General features: G+C 33.0%; 13 protein-coding genes, 3 pseudogenes and 1 riboswitch. Of the genes and pseudogenes, 5 read left to right on the top strand and 11 right to left on the bottom strand.

The features are described 5' to 3' along the window. Positions 1-489 (top strand): annotated as a pseudogene (locus BLP58_RS09680) (ISLre2 family transposase); the annotation flags it as partial. Positions 490-599: 110 nt separating this feature from the next. After that, a riboswitch (Fluoride riboswitch) is annotated at positions 600-660 on the top strand. A gap of 72 nt (positions 661-732) precedes the next feature. Further along, a complete protein-coding gene (gene eno / locus BLP58_RS09685; RefSeq protein ID WP_013854899.1) occupies positions 733-2,019 on the top strand; it encodes a phosphopyruvate hydratase in 1,287 nt (428 codons plus the stop codon). Between the two features lie 632 nt (positions 2,020-2,651). Here the strand turns inward: eno and BLP58_RS09690 are convergent. After that, positions 2,652-3,374 carry a hypothetical protein gene (locus BLP58_RS09690; RefSeq protein ID WP_013854900.1) on the bottom strand — a complete coding sequence of 241 codons (723 nt, stop codon included), beginning with the start codon at positions 3,372-3,374 and terminating at the stop codon, positions 2,652-2,654. 65 nt (positions 3,375-3,439) lie between these two features. On the opposite strand from BLP58_RS09690, the gene BLP58_RS09695 reads away from it, so the two are divergent. Next, positions 3,440-3,766: a hypothetical protein gene (locus tag BLP58_RS09695; RefSeq protein ID WP_025084273.1), complete on the top strand. Its 327-nt coding sequence runs from the start codon at positions 3,440-3,442 to the stop codon at positions 3,764-3,766. A 430-nt stretch (positions 3,767-4,196) separates the two neighbouring features. Here BLP58_RS09695 and BLP58_RS09700 read toward each other — a convergent pair whose 3' ends face one another. The 9 genes from BLP58_RS09700 to BLP58_RS09735 form a co-directional block, all read right to left on the bottom strand. Next, positions 4,197-4,682 carry a hypothetical protein gene (locus BLP58_RS09700; RefSeq protein WP_013854901.1) on the bottom strand — a complete coding sequence of 162 codons (486 nt, stop codon included), beginning with the start codon at positions 4,680-4,682 and terminating at the stop codon, positions 4,197-4,199. Between the two features lie 5 nt (positions 4,683-4,687). Continuing rightward, positions 4,688-5,056 carry a tyrosine-type recombinase/integrase gene (locus tag BLP58_RS12465; RefSeq protein ID WP_236695770.1) on the bottom strand — a complete coding sequence of 123 codons (369 nt, stop codon included), beginning with the start codon at positions 5,054-5,056 and terminating at the stop codon, positions 4,688-4,690. Positions 5,057-5,199: 143 nt separating this feature from the next. After that, positions 5,200-5,853: a hypothetical protein gene (locus BLP58_RS12470; RefSeq protein WP_034536541.1), complete on the bottom strand. Its 654-nt coding sequence runs from the start codon at positions 5,851-5,853 to the stop codon at positions 5,200-5,202. A 43-nt stretch (positions 5,854-5,896) separates the two neighbouring features. Further along, positions 5,897-6,079 carry a hypothetical protein gene (locus BLP58_RS09710; protein ID WP_013854902.1) on the bottom strand — a complete coding sequence of 61 codons (183 nt, stop codon included), beginning with the start codon at positions 6,077-6,079 and terminating at the stop codon, positions 5,897-5,899. A gap of 1 nt (position 6,080) precedes the next feature. Then, positions 6,081-6,464, bottom strand: a complete 384-nt coding sequence (locus tag BLP58_RS09715; protein ID WP_013854903.1) for a hypothetical protein — start codon at positions 6,462-6,464, stop codon at positions 6,081-6,083. After that, a complete protein-coding gene (locus BLP58_RS09720; RefSeq protein WP_025084274.1) occupies positions 6,464-7,285 on the bottom strand; it encodes a replication initiation factor domain-containing protein in 822 nt (273 codons plus the stop codon). Before BLP58_RS09720 ends, BLP58_RS09715 begins: the two co-directional genes overlap by 1 nt. Positions 7,286-7,391: 106 nt before the next feature. Continuing rightward, positions 7,392-8,180: an ATP-binding protein gene (locus BLP58_RS09725; RefSeq protein WP_025084275.1), complete on the bottom strand. Its 789-nt coding sequence runs from the start codon at positions 8,178-8,180 to the stop codon at positions 7,392-7,394. Beyond that, positions 8,164-8,700, bottom strand: coding sequence for a hypothetical protein (locus BLP58_RS09730; RefSeq protein ID WP_013854906.1), 537 nt, complete (start codon positions 8,698-8,700; stop codon positions 8,164-8,166). The genes BLP58_RS09725 and BLP58_RS09730 overlap by 17 nt, the downstream gene beginning before the upstream one ends. Beyond that, positions 8,693-9,184: a hypothetical protein gene (locus tag BLP58_RS09735; protein WP_013854907.1), complete on the bottom strand. Its 492-nt coding sequence runs from the start codon at positions 9,182-9,184 to the stop codon at positions 8,693-8,695. Before BLP58_RS09735 ends, BLP58_RS09730 begins: the two co-directional genes overlap by 8 nt. 421 nt (positions 9,185-9,605) lie before the next feature. Between BLP58_RS09735 and BLP58_RS09740 the strand changes: the two genes are divergently transcribed. After that, the gene (locus BLP58_RS09740) at positions 9,606-10,334 is read left to right on the top strand and encodes a hypothetical protein (RefSeq protein WP_013854908.1); all 729 of its coding nucleotides are present in this window, start codon (positions 9,606-9,608) and stop codon (positions 10,332-10,334) included. Positions 10,335-10,343: 9 nt separating this feature from the next. Here BLP58_RS09740 and BLP58_RS09745 read toward each other — a convergent pair. Further along, positions 10,344-15,063: pseudogene (locus BLP58_RS09745) on the bottom strand (type ISP restriction/modification enzyme). A gap of 114 nt (positions 15,064-15,177) precedes the next feature. Here BLP58_RS09745 and BLP58_RS09750 point away from each other — a divergent pair. Beyond that, positions 15,178-15,450 (top strand): annotated as a pseudogene (locus tag BLP58_RS09750) (IS982 family transposase); the annotation flags it as partial.

Raw genomic sequence — 15,450 nt, forward strand, 5'->3', positions numbered from 1 at the left:
ACTGACGTGATTTTAGACACGATTGAAAGCAATCTGGTTGATGAGCTGAATACGCCAGAAAATCATGAGAATTTAAGGCGCCTGCGCAGCTATCTTCATCGTCATCGTCGCTGGGTTGATATTAAGCCGTTTAAGATGCGTCATTTGTCCGTAATTAAGGCAATTGGTTGCTGTGAAAGCAATCACCGCAAGTATACTTATCGCGTTAAAGGACAAGGAAAATACTGGTCAGAGAATGGCGCTGAGGGTATTTTGCGTGTGCTGACTTGCATTAAAAACAAAGAGCTGGAATACTGGCTTAGCAGTGAATTTGCAGGTGGGCAGCTCAACATTGATGATCAAAAAGAACTGAAAGGAGCGGTTCGTGCCAGCCTAAGAAAGACGCATGAAGCTCATCTGGGCATTCATCACGGCGCCATTGAAAGCTTAACAGCAGGACATAGCTATTTAAACGATTTCAGCAGAAAAATAAATCAAATAAATATTTAAGAAATTAAGGTCAGACTAATGGTTAATAGCCTACCGCAAAAATATTGACACTTACCGTAATACCCAAAAAAGTTTTACAAAAATTAAAAAAGTGGTATACTAAAAGTGTCAAATGAATAGGCGATGACGTTCGCCATTAAATGAGCAAAATCTAATGACGTCTACTATTTACCTACACAATTAGTGTGTATTGATAGTAGGCATTTTTAATTTTGCTCTTTTTTGCTTTAGGAGGTAAAAATTATGACAGTTTATATTGAACAAGTTAGAGCGATGGAAATTTTTGATTCTCGTGGCAATCCAACTGTAGAAGTTCATGCATATTTATCTGATGGTACGGTTGCCAAGGCAGAAGTTCCATCAGGTGCTTCAACTGGTGAAAAAGAAGCAGTTGAATTACGTGATGGTGGCTCTCACTTAAGTGGGAAAGGTGTTACCAAGGCTGTCGCAAATGTTAATGGTGCAATTAACGATGCTTTAAAGGGTATGAGTCCTTATAATCAAGCTAAAATTGACCGTACGATGATCGAATTGGATGGTACACCTAACAAAGCTAAATTAGGTGCTAATGCCATCTTAGGTGTATCAATGGCTGTAGCTCGTGTCGCTGCCCATTCAAAACATGAACCACTATATCGTTACCTTGGTGGTTGCGACTTAGAATTACCACAAACCTTCCATAACGTTATTAACGGTGGTAAGCATGCTGACAATGGTATCGATATCCAAGAATTCATGATTACTCCTGTTAAAAAGACTAGCTTTAGAGATGGTTTTGAAAAGATTGTTAATACTTACCATACCTTGAAGAAAGTTATTGAAGAAGCAGGCTTTGAAACTGGCTTAGGTGATGAAGGTGGTTTTGCTCCTAACTTAAAGAGTTCAGAAGAAGCCCTTAAGATGCTTCATGAAGCTATTGAAAAAGCCGGGTACAAACCAGGTGAAGATATTGCTATTGCTTTTGACGCAGCTGCCTCATCCTTCTATAACAAAGAAGATGGCAAGTACCACTTTGAAGGTCATGTATGGGATGGCGATCAAATGCTTGATTACTACGACAAGCTTTTGAAGGAATTCCCAGAAATTATTTCCGCTGAAGATCCATTTGATGAAAATGACTGGAACAACTTTGAGAAGTTTACTGCAAGATTTGGTAAGAACATTCAAGTTGTTGCTGATGATAACGTATGTACTAATCCAAAGCTTGTACGTAAGGCAATTAAGGATAAGCTTTGCAACGCTGTTTTGATTAAGGTAAACCAAATTGGTACTATTACTGAAACTCTTGAAACTATCCGTTTAGCTAGAAAGAACAACTTCACTACAATGGTTTCTCACCGTTCAGGTGAAACTGGTGACACCTTCATTGCTGACTTCACTGTAGCTACTAATGCTGCCGAACTTAAGTCGGGTGCTCCAGCTCGTTCAGAACGTGTTGAAAAGTACAATCGTTTGCTTGAAATCGAAAATGAAATCGGCGTTGAAGATGAACGCTTAGCCCACTTTCCAAATAATATAGATATGGACTAATTAATAAAACATCAAAAAAACTCGAACACAAAGAAAGGATTATCTCCGAGACTGAAGATAATCCTTTTTATATCCCTCAAACACACAAAAAATCAAGCCTAAAGCCTGCTCTTACGCCATTTTGACACTCTCTAAAATACTAAATTTACTCAATAAAAACTTATTGTGTGTTTCTATGTGTTTGTTTCACTTAATTTCATTTTATTTCTTTATATTTCAAACCATTTCATTCCAGTTTAAAACAAAGAAAAAACCTACCAAATCAACATTTTAAGAAGTGATTTGATAGGCTTTAATTAAATATGAGCATAAATATATGCTGACTAGAAGCAGAGAACCCTAAATTAACAAACTGTATTATAACGAAGATTTTCAACCTCCATGTAAGAATACTGTGGTAAATATTGTGGTAAAAGATTAATTTCTTGCATAAAAAGTCAAATAAACATGATATTATTTCTTTATCAAATAAGAACTAGTAAAAAATTATAAGAACAGAATTTCCAAAAAAACATTTTTTATTACTTATTTAATAAATTTTTATTTAGCAAATTTATAAAACATCAGGAAATCAATTTCACAATATATCACTTGATATAATTTTAAAAAAATATATGATATATAAAACTTAACTAGTTTCTATACCAGCAAGTTTTAGGCCAGTTTTTATGTGCTCTAACGCATTTCCAACTTGAACAATTATGTACACCGTGACCTTTAGTATTAAGTCCATCACACTTTACATTGCTTCCATACATATTACAATTATATTTTGGTGCATGGTAATCACAGTCACTACCAATGAAATCTACCCAAGAACGTGGATCACTATGTTTCCAATATTTATGATCAGAATGTTTACCATTAAATCTATTACAATGTACATGAGTACCTACAGATACATGTTGACCATTTCTTTGACCAGCATATGCTTCTTGTCCATAAATAAACAGTGGTGAACCATTAGGAATGTTCTCTAACGCATTTCCTGCATCCATTTTTGCTAAAGCAAGATTAAAATTAACTACTTTTACATTAGCAGAATGACCCGGTAATTGTACAAGTGAAGCTTCTAATAGATTATTTTCTAACTCTGGAGAATTGGAATAAACTTTTGTAAGAATTAAGTATCCATCCTTAACTTTCATACTAATAGTGTTATCATTAGCTACTATATCTTTTATAGTAGCCAATGTATCAGCAGGCACTTTATTATAATTATAAGTAGCTACAGTTTCAACCGTAGTATCTTCATCAGCCAATACAGTAGTAGTGAAACCTTTTAAAGTAAAAAGGAAAATTACAAATGTGAAAAGAAAAAGACTAATTGAAAATTTAATTTGCTTAATATGCATGATTCATTCCTTCTTTCTGCTTTATGAGAGTATTATAATACATTTATTAAAAAGGAGTAAGTCTTATGGTTAAAAAATATGTAATATTTATAATTGCTCTATTTTCTTTATTATTAATAAGTTTTTTCTGTAAAACAATATACACAGAATATAACCTTAAAAAAATCACACAAACACAAATTCGAGAAAATGAATTTACATCTAATAAAAAAACTTTAGTTTATTTAAAACGAATAAATAAACCAAAAATTGATATTGTCAGTGACAATCAAGGATCCGGTAATACTCTATATTACGTTGAAAAAATTAATGATAATTATTTCGATGTAACATATATAAAAAGTAATGGAAAAATAAAACTTAAATCTATCTTCATTCAGAAAGGGCAATAAGCTCTTTCTAAATGAAAATCCGAAAAAACAGTTATTACTAAAACATATCAATCAACACAAAGATGTACTACTTTTGGTTATGTTAACACTGGTCAAGAAAAGGTTACTTTGCATAGCAATTATAATAAATATATTTGCTATAAGTGTGGTTGCACAAATAATCGTGATAATAAAACTATATTAAGTAATGTGGCTTTAGCTAATTAAAGAGTTATGTAACGGGATTGACTGAGCCTTTAAACCGTTAGAGTTGGTCAATATGATTACTTTTAAATAGGAATATTAGTGAGATCAGCAGTAAATAAAACAAAGAAAGTGTCTGAAGAAATAACTCAGGCACTTTTATTAAAAAAATATTGGTCCTTACTCAAAATAACTTACATTCATAAAAATAATACTGATAAACCAAGGTTACTTGCTACAAATATTTTTACTTAGTATACTCTTCTAGCCATTTTTCATATTGTTGAACATACCATTTTTCATAGGGTCTATTATTGGCCAAATAAAATTCCTTATTTACTTTCATAATATATCCAACTAAAGCATTCTTTTCTTTAAGAGCATCAGGAAGAGGGGCTTTTTCTTTTTCATTTAATAAATGAATTTTAGTTGGTCTTCCCAGTCCATATTCTCTTTGACGTTTTTCGGTATAGTATCCTTTTTCATACGTCATTACACGACCATCAAAAACAATTACATCATTATCTTCTAATTGCCCTAGCCTACTAAACCCTTTGGTATAGTTAACCCATAAATGGTCAGCAACTACAATGCCATTATATTTAACATCTTTAAGTAATAAAGTTGGTAAATAATGATCACCATAAGATTTTTTAAACTCTACGCCACCATATAAGGCTTCATAAGTATGACGCTCCTTTTCACTTATTTTTTGTAATTTTATTCTTACCATATTTCTTAATTGCTAGAAATTAAATCTAACATTTCCTCATTTCTATCTTCATCTACATGAACATAAGTCCGCATAAACATCTTTAATGAATGTCCTAATCTACTTGCTGCCCAAGGATATGACATACCTGGCGTATTACCCAACTTAGTTGCGACTGTATGACGACAAGTATACATTGTTACGTTCAAATTATTATTTTGAACATTTACTTTCTTACAAATCTTCTTTAACATCTCATTCATACTTTTTTGAGTAACCGGATACCCTAAAGAACACAAGCTATAATCCGAAACATTCAACATTATTCTTTCATTTACATTGACCAAACCATTTTCTTTAAGCAATTCTAACTGATGGTAATGAAACTTATTCAATAACTGCAAAAGTGGTTCAGAAAGAGGGAGGGTTAGTCTAAATTCTCCACGTGGTCTACTCTTCAAATGACCGTTAAGATGTTTTTCTTTCTCACTCCATGAATCATTTATTTGAAACACTTTAAATTTTCCATCATTAATAATTAGATACGGGTAGTCCAATAATTTACTCTACATACTCCTAGTTCTTTATAAATCTCTGCTTTAAGAGCTTCAATTTCACTACTAGTAAAAACATACTTTTTTGTAGCTAAACTCATTTCATCACGTCTAAAGAATTTAGATAATGGTTTCATTGGAACGGGGTTTCTCGTAATTCCCACATCATTCAAAGTTGAAAAATATCCCCTCAAATTCTGTAACTGCCTGTCTACCGTGGTATGAGGGGCTACTTTGGTTCTATGGGTCTTAACGTAATTTCTAGCAAAATTGCGCATATCTTTTTCCTTAATGTCTTTAACTTTTTTCTTACCGAAATATTGAGAAACAAGTTTACCAGTATATTTCCAATTATCATAAGTAGTAATAGATGACCAGCGTCCCGAAGCCTTCTCTTCTTCAACATAATTATTCAATGCTATCGAAAGTGGCTGATTTACCACATCTAAATTAATTTCTTGACGCGCGCGATATTCAACCCACATTTGTTCTTCCAGTTGCTTTGCTTCACGCTTACTACTTGTTTTAGTAACTCTACTAGGTACAGGTATTGTTTTTCCGGTTTCATTATCAGTTGGCTGAATTCTTACTCTATACTTACCCTTATTTTTTCCTGATTTAATTTGTGTGATCGCCATATTCTTTCTCCAAAAAAGGCGTAGCATCTGCCACGCCTTATATTTAACGTTGGCTACTACTTACTAAGAGCCAATCTTGAACTTCTTTCAAAACATAATATTTACGCCCTTGATTACCCAATTGATGATATGGGCAACCACCTTTTCTTATTTTAAAGAAATAAGTATAGCTATTACCTAATTTTTGAGCCACCTGTCTTGCATTAAGTAGTTCCGTACCAAACATCCTAATCTCTGCCTTTCTGCTTATCTTGTTCAATTAATTCTTTCTTTAAACCTTTTAAATATTCTTTGAAATCTAAATTTTGTGTAGCATCTGCAATAGTTTTAGTATCTGCATTTATCTTATCCGAATGATAATAATGCCCCCATGTATCAGGATCAGAAACAAAATAATCTAAAAATTGATAAAACTCTTTTAATGCTCTATCACCATAGACTTCTTTAATCATCGAAATAACTCCACTAGCACCACCATACAAGAACCAATTAATTTTTCTATTGAGAGAAGCGTCAATTTGAACTTGCTTTAGTTCTTCGAGTCCTTGCCCTTTCGATAATTCTTTTAAAACCTTCCATTCTTTAGAATATTGGATTTTCTCATATACCATTACTCTTCCTTATCGACTAATGACCAGCGCTCTAGTACACAGCCAAGTAAATAAGGATAAATATTGTCTATTGTTAATGTCGCAATATATCTTCCTAGATCTTTGGCTAAACGATGTTTAAATTCTGCTTCTACTCTTACCCAATCGTTACAATTTCTAGCTAGATCCCTATAAAGTCCACTAGCTCGATCCTGTTCAATTTTTTTATTATAAATTCTCAAAAAGGCATCGCTTTTTCTACTTCCAACATATAGAGTCTGGGCTTCTTCATAATTTCCAATTATTTTAAAGCGATTAGAATTAATTTTATTTCCTTGAATATTCAAGAAAAATGATTCTTCATTCTTTAACCTTTGAATAATCCTATTAACTGAAAATCCGTAATTAATAAGGTCAGTGGCTATATCAATTCTAGATATGTGCCCCATTTTCTCATATAGTTCTTCAATTATTTTCTTCCAGTTAACAGTAATTCCATGTAATTCCGCAAGGCTCTCATATAACGCTTTGCCTGTCGCAGTAAAGTCGACAAGTATTCCCATATCTTTTCTTGTTTCATTCCACATTACGGAAATATTTCCGCCTTGTTCTCCAGATCCAAAATTATATGAAGAAGTATAGCCGTTATGTCCATGACTCACTGTATTGGACTTGAACAACCATGCTAGATGTAGTAGGTTATCAGCAACTATAACTTCTTTAGGTAAACCTTGACTATCTCCTACTTGATTGGTCTCATCATAGGGAATATTTAAACGAATTTGGTCGATTTTTATATTATTCATCGTTTTCATGATTAATAATCTTTCCGTTACACCCATATTACTAAAGCGGGTGTGAGCTGGTCGCTCACGCTTAAAACGCTTCGCTTTGCCGACTCCGTCGGCAATTTTACCAGCTCACTAGCGGAAAACTTTTTTGCTTTTTCTACCATGGCCAATAGTCCTCATGTAAGAAATCATTGTGCTGAAACTTTTGGTTCAAGTGCTTTACTACCTTAGGTACATCAACTTCACTCATGTCAGGTGCAATAAATGGTTGCGGAATCATTGTATTAAAGTGATCATCATAGATCAGACCATGGCCGGGAATATTTTCAACAATTGGAATCTCATTCAAGTCGCATCCTGGAAAGGCCAGATTTAAACTTATTCGGTCCAAATTCTGCATCCCTATTCTGGTTGAAAATTCAGAAGAAATATTTCTTTCTAGCACGTCTGCTGTAAGTCTTTGACTTGCTAAAAGAAGATATATTCCTCCCATTTGACGAGCCTTAAAAATTATCTGCTTTAAGTAGCTTATGATTTCATTAGCAGTAGGTTTATCAGCTTCACTCAACGTAGCTGAAAATTCATCAAACACTACGACAATTGGTCTCAAATTATAATCAACCCAATCCCAACCCCAATGCTCTTGATGATTTTCGTACCGAGCATTCATAAATTCTGTTAATACTCTTAACATTTGGGCAACTTGGTTAGGAGTTGCTGCAACACGTTTCTTTTTATTATCAGAAGAATCTAGGACTTTTCTTAATGCATAAAAATCAGATCTTTTAGTATCAGCTATTAATGGAAAAGCTCCAATAGACATTAATTTCAGCATAGAACAAGAAACTAATACCGACTTGCCAAAACCAGGTTTACCAACAACAAGGGCTCCTGTAGAGCGCCTGATATTAATTTTATAAGAATCTATATTAATAAAAGTCTGCATTGCTTACTAATTTTCCCCTTTTTCTTCTCTTTCTTACGATGTACTGTTTTCTAATACTACCAGTTGGTATAATTTCAAACTTTGGTAATTCTTGTTGCAATATTAGAAGAATATCAACATTGGCGTTAGGACACCCATTTGGTTCAAACGTAAGTAAATAAGCTCCCCTTTTCCAACTATCAAGATAAAAGATTGGTGCTCTTACAATTTTGTTATAACCAAAAAGTGTTCTATATAGCGGTCTACTCTCCTCAATTAACCTGGCAGTACGCATTGTGTTATTAACTGGAGCAATAATCCAACCATACTTATTGTTTCTATGAAATTCATATAAAGCCAATACCATTTCTGGAATAAAAGCTACAAGTAAGCTAATGGTAAAGCTTCCATGGCCAGCCAAGCTAGAAAATAACCACCATATTAAGATCATAATCTTCCAGATCAATGTAATTGTGCCGAATTCTAATGGACTGACACCCCATGGATACTTACCATCAATCTCAACCAAGTGATTATTCATGATTCATTGCCTCCTGAACACTAACATCCAATCTTTCTGCTTTTGAGGCATTTAAAGCCTCACCGCCCATGTAGGCGTAATGGGCAATATCCTCAAACCTTAGAATAATTGGCTTAGCTTGTTGTAACAGTACTTTATCCAACTCTTCCTCACCAATAATAGGCTTAGCATTTTTTACTTTGATTTGAATCAAGTCTCTGAAGGCTTTTGCCTTACGTGAAATCACCCGCAACGTGTAAACAGATGCAATCTGTACTTCCACATTTTTAGGATCTGTACTTTCTTGCTGTTCCACCGCCACCAGAAGGTAGCTACTTCCGATAATCATTGGTAATACCTTGTCCAATTGTGACTGTACAGGGGCAGTCTTTGATTCACGTACGGGTGCAAAGGTACTTGGCTTGAAGTTATCTTCGTTGTTCAAACTGTTGTCCTTAACTTGAGCGTTAGCTTTTTGAAACTTAGAATTAAGATTTTCTACCATCTTAAAATCCTCCTATGAACTACAATTAATATGTTTTGAAATCAGCTGAACTTCAACTGATATATTTAGAATAATTTGAAACTGTTAATTTGTTAGTAACTAGAAAAAACCACCAGAATACTGGTGGTTTTTTGCTATTTTGATTTAAATATCTACTCTATGTAGGAATATTTCTTATTCTAACTAATCAAATATTTGCGAAAAAATATCATTTTTGCGTTTTAAAAGTAAAAATTAAGTACCTCTATTTTTGTTTTTTAATAAATTCAGTGATTATTTCAAAACAAACTTTAGATTTTGAACGATTCTGAATAAATCACAAAATTTACAACTTGTATGAAAAAATCACTATTGAGATCTCGTAGTAATAACTAAACGGGACAGGTACCTGTCCTTTGTAAATAAGCAAAGGACATTATTCATGAAACTTAAAATTAATTACATCAGTACTATTAACTATTCGTTGATTCTCAATGGTTTGAAAGAAACAAGTTATCAATATTCTAAATCTTTCCAAAAAAATCATCCTAATGATAACTCTCTATATAAAACATTAACCAAAGTAGACCAACTAATAACTTTGGCTAACTCCAAGCGCAAGCTAAACGACAGTGATAGAAATATTCTATTGCCACTACTGGATTTAACTGAAGAAGAAGTTAAAACTAATTACCTTGTCGATTCTTTTCAAGCAAAACAATATGTGCGTATCACAACAATCAATGAACTAACTAATTTCCTTCAAACCAAAAAAGGATTTTCAAGATTAATTGAACAAATAGAAAAAGGAGATGATGGATTAGATTTTAAGCAATATATTCAAAAATCAAAACAAGTAGCTTACATTAGGAATGCCAAGCTATTAATTGTGATCTTTAATTTATATTTATTAAAAACTCATACTCAATTCGATTCCACTAGATGGGATGCAACTTCATTAATTGAAGTAATGAAATCAACGATTAACGATGCTTTTGAATATACTCAAATAACCGATCCTGAAGCCACTAAGAGAATTGCATGCGAATATTCAAACTCCAAGGCTGAATCTTTGAGAAAAGAAATTAATGATGAAAAAAATAAAGAAGACAAATTATTGTCTTCTCTACGTGCTACTTTTGAGCAAGTTACTTCTTTAAATAAGCTTTAAATGCCCCCTTTACTTTTCAATTGCTAATGGTGGTAACTGATTAATCAAATCAACGGTTTGAATAGATACATTGATGACTCTCAGTAATAAGTTAAAGATATACTTTGGATCATTACTATAATCATTGGGATCATCGGTAATCCCTGACTTCTTGTCTGTTTTTACTTGATATTGATCCATTATCCATTCAATAGCAGATTTGCCATTAACAATATATTGATAAGCCTTTTCAGGAATCTTTTCAATAGTAATACTATCGTTAAGGATAATTGTTGAACGATCCTTTTTTAACTTTCCTTCAGCATTACGTTCTTTGGCAAATTTCATCTTTTTAACTTTATAGTCTGGTTCACCATGATACGTTATTTGACATTTATCATACATAGGCACAGTTTCATAATTAAGATGAAGATCTATTAACCTTTTACCTACCTTAATATAGTCTTTCTTAGGATAAACTGGCGGTATATGAGCTAAATCTTTCTTCAAATCATTGGCATAATATTTTTGATAATCTGGTGAATTCAATAAAGCATAGATAAAGGGAATAACTTCTTCTTTAGTCAGCCCATTCTTTTTAGCAAATTCTACATTTATGTTATCTCTGTTAGGTATTAATTCATTTGACGGCTGATTATTAAATTTTATAAATCCTTGCCCGTTCATTTCTAATTGAATATCGGGAACACTAGTTGTTATGAATGTAGAAAAGGGACGATTTATACTTCTTCCAGTAGTATAAATTACCAAATTTTCTTTTCCCCACTTAGTTAAATATTGGCCTGGCATTTCTACAATATTTTTATCATACATCAACCATTTTTTAGTAAACGGACGATACATTTCTAAATGTAGATTTTCAGAATTAAAAGTTATTTTTTCACCTTTTTTAAATTTATTATCTAGAGCTCGAGTCCATTTGATTTTCTTAGGATCCCTCATAGTAGACTTCTGACCTTGTCCACCATCTTTTACAACTTCAATATTATAATTATCAACCATCCGCTTAGAATTATTTAAAACTTTACTCTTAGAAAATCCAGAAACCCAAATATCACGATTTGTACTAATACCTACTGCATTAGATAAAAATGGTGAATTACTCTCACCTGAAATACAAGGATATTTTTGATAATTTGGATCTCTTAAATTAATCCAATCATTATTTTGATCGGGCTTTAGCACAGCCCAATCCATATTGCCTATTGAGAAGGAACATTTAATTTTATCTAGTTTATCTTTTCTCGATAGATAATCACCAATATCCCAATACAACAATTCATGTATACTTGAATTATCTTTTATTAAGATACTAATTGCTATAGGCGCTCTACTGCCTGACCCAAAAATCTTTCCACCTTCTTTACGTGATTCTTCCCCCTGTGTACGCTGATTACCACGTAAATTAAAGATATAAAGATGATTAAACTCTTTGTACAATGCAGATCTTAAGCCATCTGTGCTATTACTGTCTAAATAGCTACCATTAGTAACAAAACCAATAACACCTTGGTCATTTATGCGATCACTAGCCCATCTAATGGCTTTAATATAAGTATCATATGAACCTTTGCTTAAATTAGACTTACTTTCTTTCACATACGTTTGCTCAATTCGCTTATCTAGAGCTTTATAGCTAATATTTTGATTATCATCATTAGCATTCTTCTGTCCTACAGAATAAGGCGGATTAGAAATAATTGCAGTAATTGGAACTTCCTGTTGTTTCTTTAATCGTTCATTATTTGTACCAAACATATCATCATCAAGCGTACCTTCTCGCTCTGTACTTTCAAACGTATCAGTTAACACAATACCACCAAAAGGCTTATATCCTCTATCAGGTCCGTTGATTTCATCAAAGACGGCTTCAATATTAATTGCAGCAATGTAGTAACTTAAAAGAACAATTTCATTAGCATGAAGCTCATGAGTATATTTACGCAGAATATCATCATAAGTAATCTTGCCTTCATCCATTTGCTCCTTCAGGTAATACAACGTTCTAGTAATAAAAGTCCCAGTACCAGTAAAAGGATCGAGAATATGAACATTCTTACTTGCTAACGATTTACCAAAATACTTATTCAGAGCCCAATCAACTGAATGAACAATAAAGTCTACAACCTCAACAGGAGTAAACACAATCCCCATAGATTCAGTTACACGAGGGAAAGCAGTCTTAAAGAAACTATTGTAAAGTTGAATGATAAAAGTTTGTTTTCCTTGAATATTATCAATTCCTGAAGCGCGTAACTTAACTGATTCATAGAATGGTTTTAATTGTTCTTGCTCTTTAGCAAAACCAAAGACCTTAAAAGCGGAAATAATATCATTCATTGACTTAGAAACAGCATTATTTCTCACAAAGTCATAACTACTAAACAGTGCATCGAATACAGGCTCAGTAATTAAATGCTGAGCTAGCATTTCAATCGCTTGTTCTTGATTAATTGAATCATTAATGTTAAAGCGTAAAGACTTAATAAACTTATCAAAGGCTAGTTTTGCACCTTTATTGCTATCAATCAAATCTTTAATTCTACGTACATACATAGTGGCAATATCAGCAACATCTTTTGACCAGTCTTCTAGATATCTTCTATCACCAACATGTTTAACAACTTTACCATAGAAAGCGTTACGCATCTCAAGCCAGTCTTCAGGGATGAAACTAAGCTGTTTACTTTCTGGCTCGTTGTCTTTGCCTTCTTCTTCAGTTACAGACTTTTTAGGAGAGGAATCTACCCCGATTAAGTTAATTCTTCCTGATTTTTTCTTATTCAAATCTAGAGTATTAACTTCAGCATCAAAACGTTCATCAGTAGAACGAAGAGCGTTAAGTACTTGCCAAACTTGTTTATACTTCTTGTCATTATCTAGAGCAACATTAGGATCAACTCCATTAGCCACCACAATTGGAAGGATGATGTAACCATATTCTTTATCATCTGCTCTACGCATGATTCGCCCAACTGCTTGAACAATATCAACTTGCGATTTTTTAGGACTAAAGAAAATTATCGCATCTAAATTAGGTACATCAATTCCTTCAGTTAGGAATCTTACATTAGATAGAACTCGAGCACGATTTTCTTGAATATCGTCATTACCTAGCCAGTCAATTTGAGTTTCTTTTTCTAAGGCATTTAGGCCACCATCAACATGGTGAACATCGACATGAAAACTATTTTCAGAAATACTATTATCGTCAGAATCTGAATCTAAGTAGTCGTTAACCACTTGATTAAATTCATTAGAAATAGTTTTAGAGTGTTTAATAGTATCAGTAAAAGCAATAGCTCTTTTCATTGGTGCACCAGTGATTTCACCAGTGATACCATCCCGCTTAACCATGGCATTCCAAACACCAATAATCTTTCCAATATCATCAACTTTCAGTTGATTATCAGCAGACATGAGCTTTTGCATGTCTTTATTTACATAGCTTTCACTTACAGCCAACACAGAAACTTTATAATCAGTTAAAATTTCCTTGAGCAACTGCATCCCCAAAACCTAATCTAAAGATTTCATCACCATAAATAGATTTATCATCCATTGAGGCAACAACAATACTATTTTCCTTTGCTTTATTCTTAGCATTTTGATCATAAATCTTAGGCGTAGCAGTTTGGTATAAGCGTAATTTGGCTTTAACATTCGTATTTGAGTGAACTTCAGTAAATGTACTATCTTCATTAAGCGCTTTTGCACCTGTTGTTCTATGGGCCTCATCAGCAATAATTAAATCAAATTCTGGATAACCTGATTTTTGAGCATCTTCAATAACTTTAATTGATTGATAAGTTGAAAATACTACTCTCATATCACTTGGAAGATTATGTTCCTTTACAAGCCTATAATGATCTACTAAATCTTGAACATTAGTAGTCGGCTCAAATCCTATATCTTTAGCTCCTAAATCATCATCTTCTTTTCTCTTTTTCTTATTAGCTTTAGTATCTGAAACAACAGAAAAAGAAGTCATATGAATAGAATTTGAAACATCATTATTCCAGGAAAACAAAGTTTGTGATAATAACTGAATACTTGGAACAAGGTAAAGCACATTAAAACTATCCTTCTTTTGTTTTCGCATTAATGCTTCAGCAATCTTTAAACTAGTAAAGGTCTTTCCTGTTCCTGGCGCCATAATCAACTTGCCACGATCATGAGTATCAAAATATTTAAGTGAATTATCAACAGCGGTTGTTTGATACATTCTAAGCTGTTTTGGCTTTCTATCGGAAAGATCTTGATTTTCTTTTGCAAATTCAAATTTTTGCCAATTAAAATGAACATGACGCAATTGACTAAGTCCAATAATACTAAATGGCTTGGTCGTATCCTCTAATTCAGCCTTAGCATTACGATTCCAATCATCAGTAGATGAAACTAAAATTCCGGCTGAATACTTGGTCTTACCTGTTTCAGCAACAAAAGAATCAATCCCAGCTTTGCTTACTTTACCTTTATAAAACTTTGCTTGAACAGCTGTTAAATTACCATCATAGTCCTTAGCAACAATATCTACACCAGTATCTCGCTTAGAAATTTCATATTTCGCAGGTACTTCATTAAGCATCCAAACATCTTCAAATTTCTGTTTATAAGCTGGTTCATTTTTTAGATAAGCAACAACCATTTTTTCAAAAGCAGTTCCTCGGTCTCTTTGCTTGCCTAAATTTTCATTTATTTGTTCAACTAGTTCATCAAATGTGGCCATCTTTTTCTCCTAAAATGTGTAAACTTTTAATTATATTACGCGTGGTGCTAGTTAAATCGTTTTAGTTAATATAGACTCAAGTTGTAGTATCAAAAAGAAAAGAGTCTGATCTGATTGAACTGCCTTAAGCGTTTTAGCCACCATTTACAAGTTAGTTTTAAAGATTTAGTGATAATTTGTCGGCACTGGTATCGTTTGTATGCACCGGCTGAGTTTACTCATCGGCGAAATATTGATCAAATTAAAACTACGGACAGTCTGATTTTGGCTTTACTTATCTGGCAAGCTAAGACAGGAATTGAATCACAAAGAAGATTCTGTGAATGTTTCAATTGTTTATCACACTCACGTTTTAATCGACGTTCACGTCAGCTATTGCAATTGATT

Source organism: Lactobacillus kefiranofaciens, from assembly GCF_900103655.1.
Taxonomy (GTDB): Bacteria; Bacillota; Bacilli; order Lactobacillales; family Lactobacillaceae; genus Lactobacillus; species Lactobacillus kefiranofaciens.

Coding starts and splice junctions, on each gene's coding strand:
- BLP58_RS12470 (WP_034536541.1), bottom strand. CDS start 5,853: ATGGCGATCACACAAATTAAATCAGGAAAAAATAAGGGTAAGTATAGA.
- BLP58_RS09740 (WP_013854908.1), top strand. CDS start 9,606: ATGAAACTTAAAATTAATTACATCAGTACTATTAACTATTCGTTGATT.
- BLP58_RS09695 (WP_025084273.1), top strand. CDS start 3,440: ATGGTTAAAAAATATGTAATATTTATAATTGCTCTATTTTCTTTATTA.
- BLP58_RS09690 (WP_013854900.1), bottom strand. CDS start 3,374: ATGCATATTAAGCAAATTAAATTTTCAATTAGTCTTTTTCTTTTCACA.
- BLP58_RS09720 (WP_025084274.1), bottom strand. CDS start 7,285: ATGGGTGTAACGGAAAGATTATTAATCATGAAAACGATGAATAATATA.
- BLP58_RS09715 (WP_013854903.1), bottom strand. CDS start 6,464: ATGGTATATGAGAAAATCCAATATTCTAAAGAATGGAAGGTTTTAAAA.
- BLP58_RS09725 (WP_025084275.1), bottom strand. CDS start 8,180: ATGCAGACTTTTATTAATATAGATTCTTATAAAATTAATATCAGGCGC.
- eno (WP_013854899.1), top strand. CDS start 733: ATGACAGTTTATATTGAACAAGTTAGAGCGATGGAAATTTTTGATTCT.
- BLP58_RS09710 (WP_013854902.1), bottom strand. CDS start 6,079: ATGTTTGGTACGGAACTACTTAATGCAAGACAGGTGGCTCAAAAATTA.
- BLP58_RS09700 (WP_013854901.1), bottom strand. CDS start 4,682: ATGGTAAGAATAAAATTACAAAAAATAAGTGAAAAGGAGCGTCATACT.
- BLP58_RS09730 (WP_013854906.1), bottom strand. CDS start 8,700: ATGAATAATCACTTGGTTGAGATTGATGGTAAGTATCCATGGGGTGTC.
- BLP58_RS09735 (WP_013854907.1), bottom strand. CDS start 9,184: ATGGTAGAAAATCTTAATTCTAAGTTTCAAAAAGCTAACGCTCAAGTT.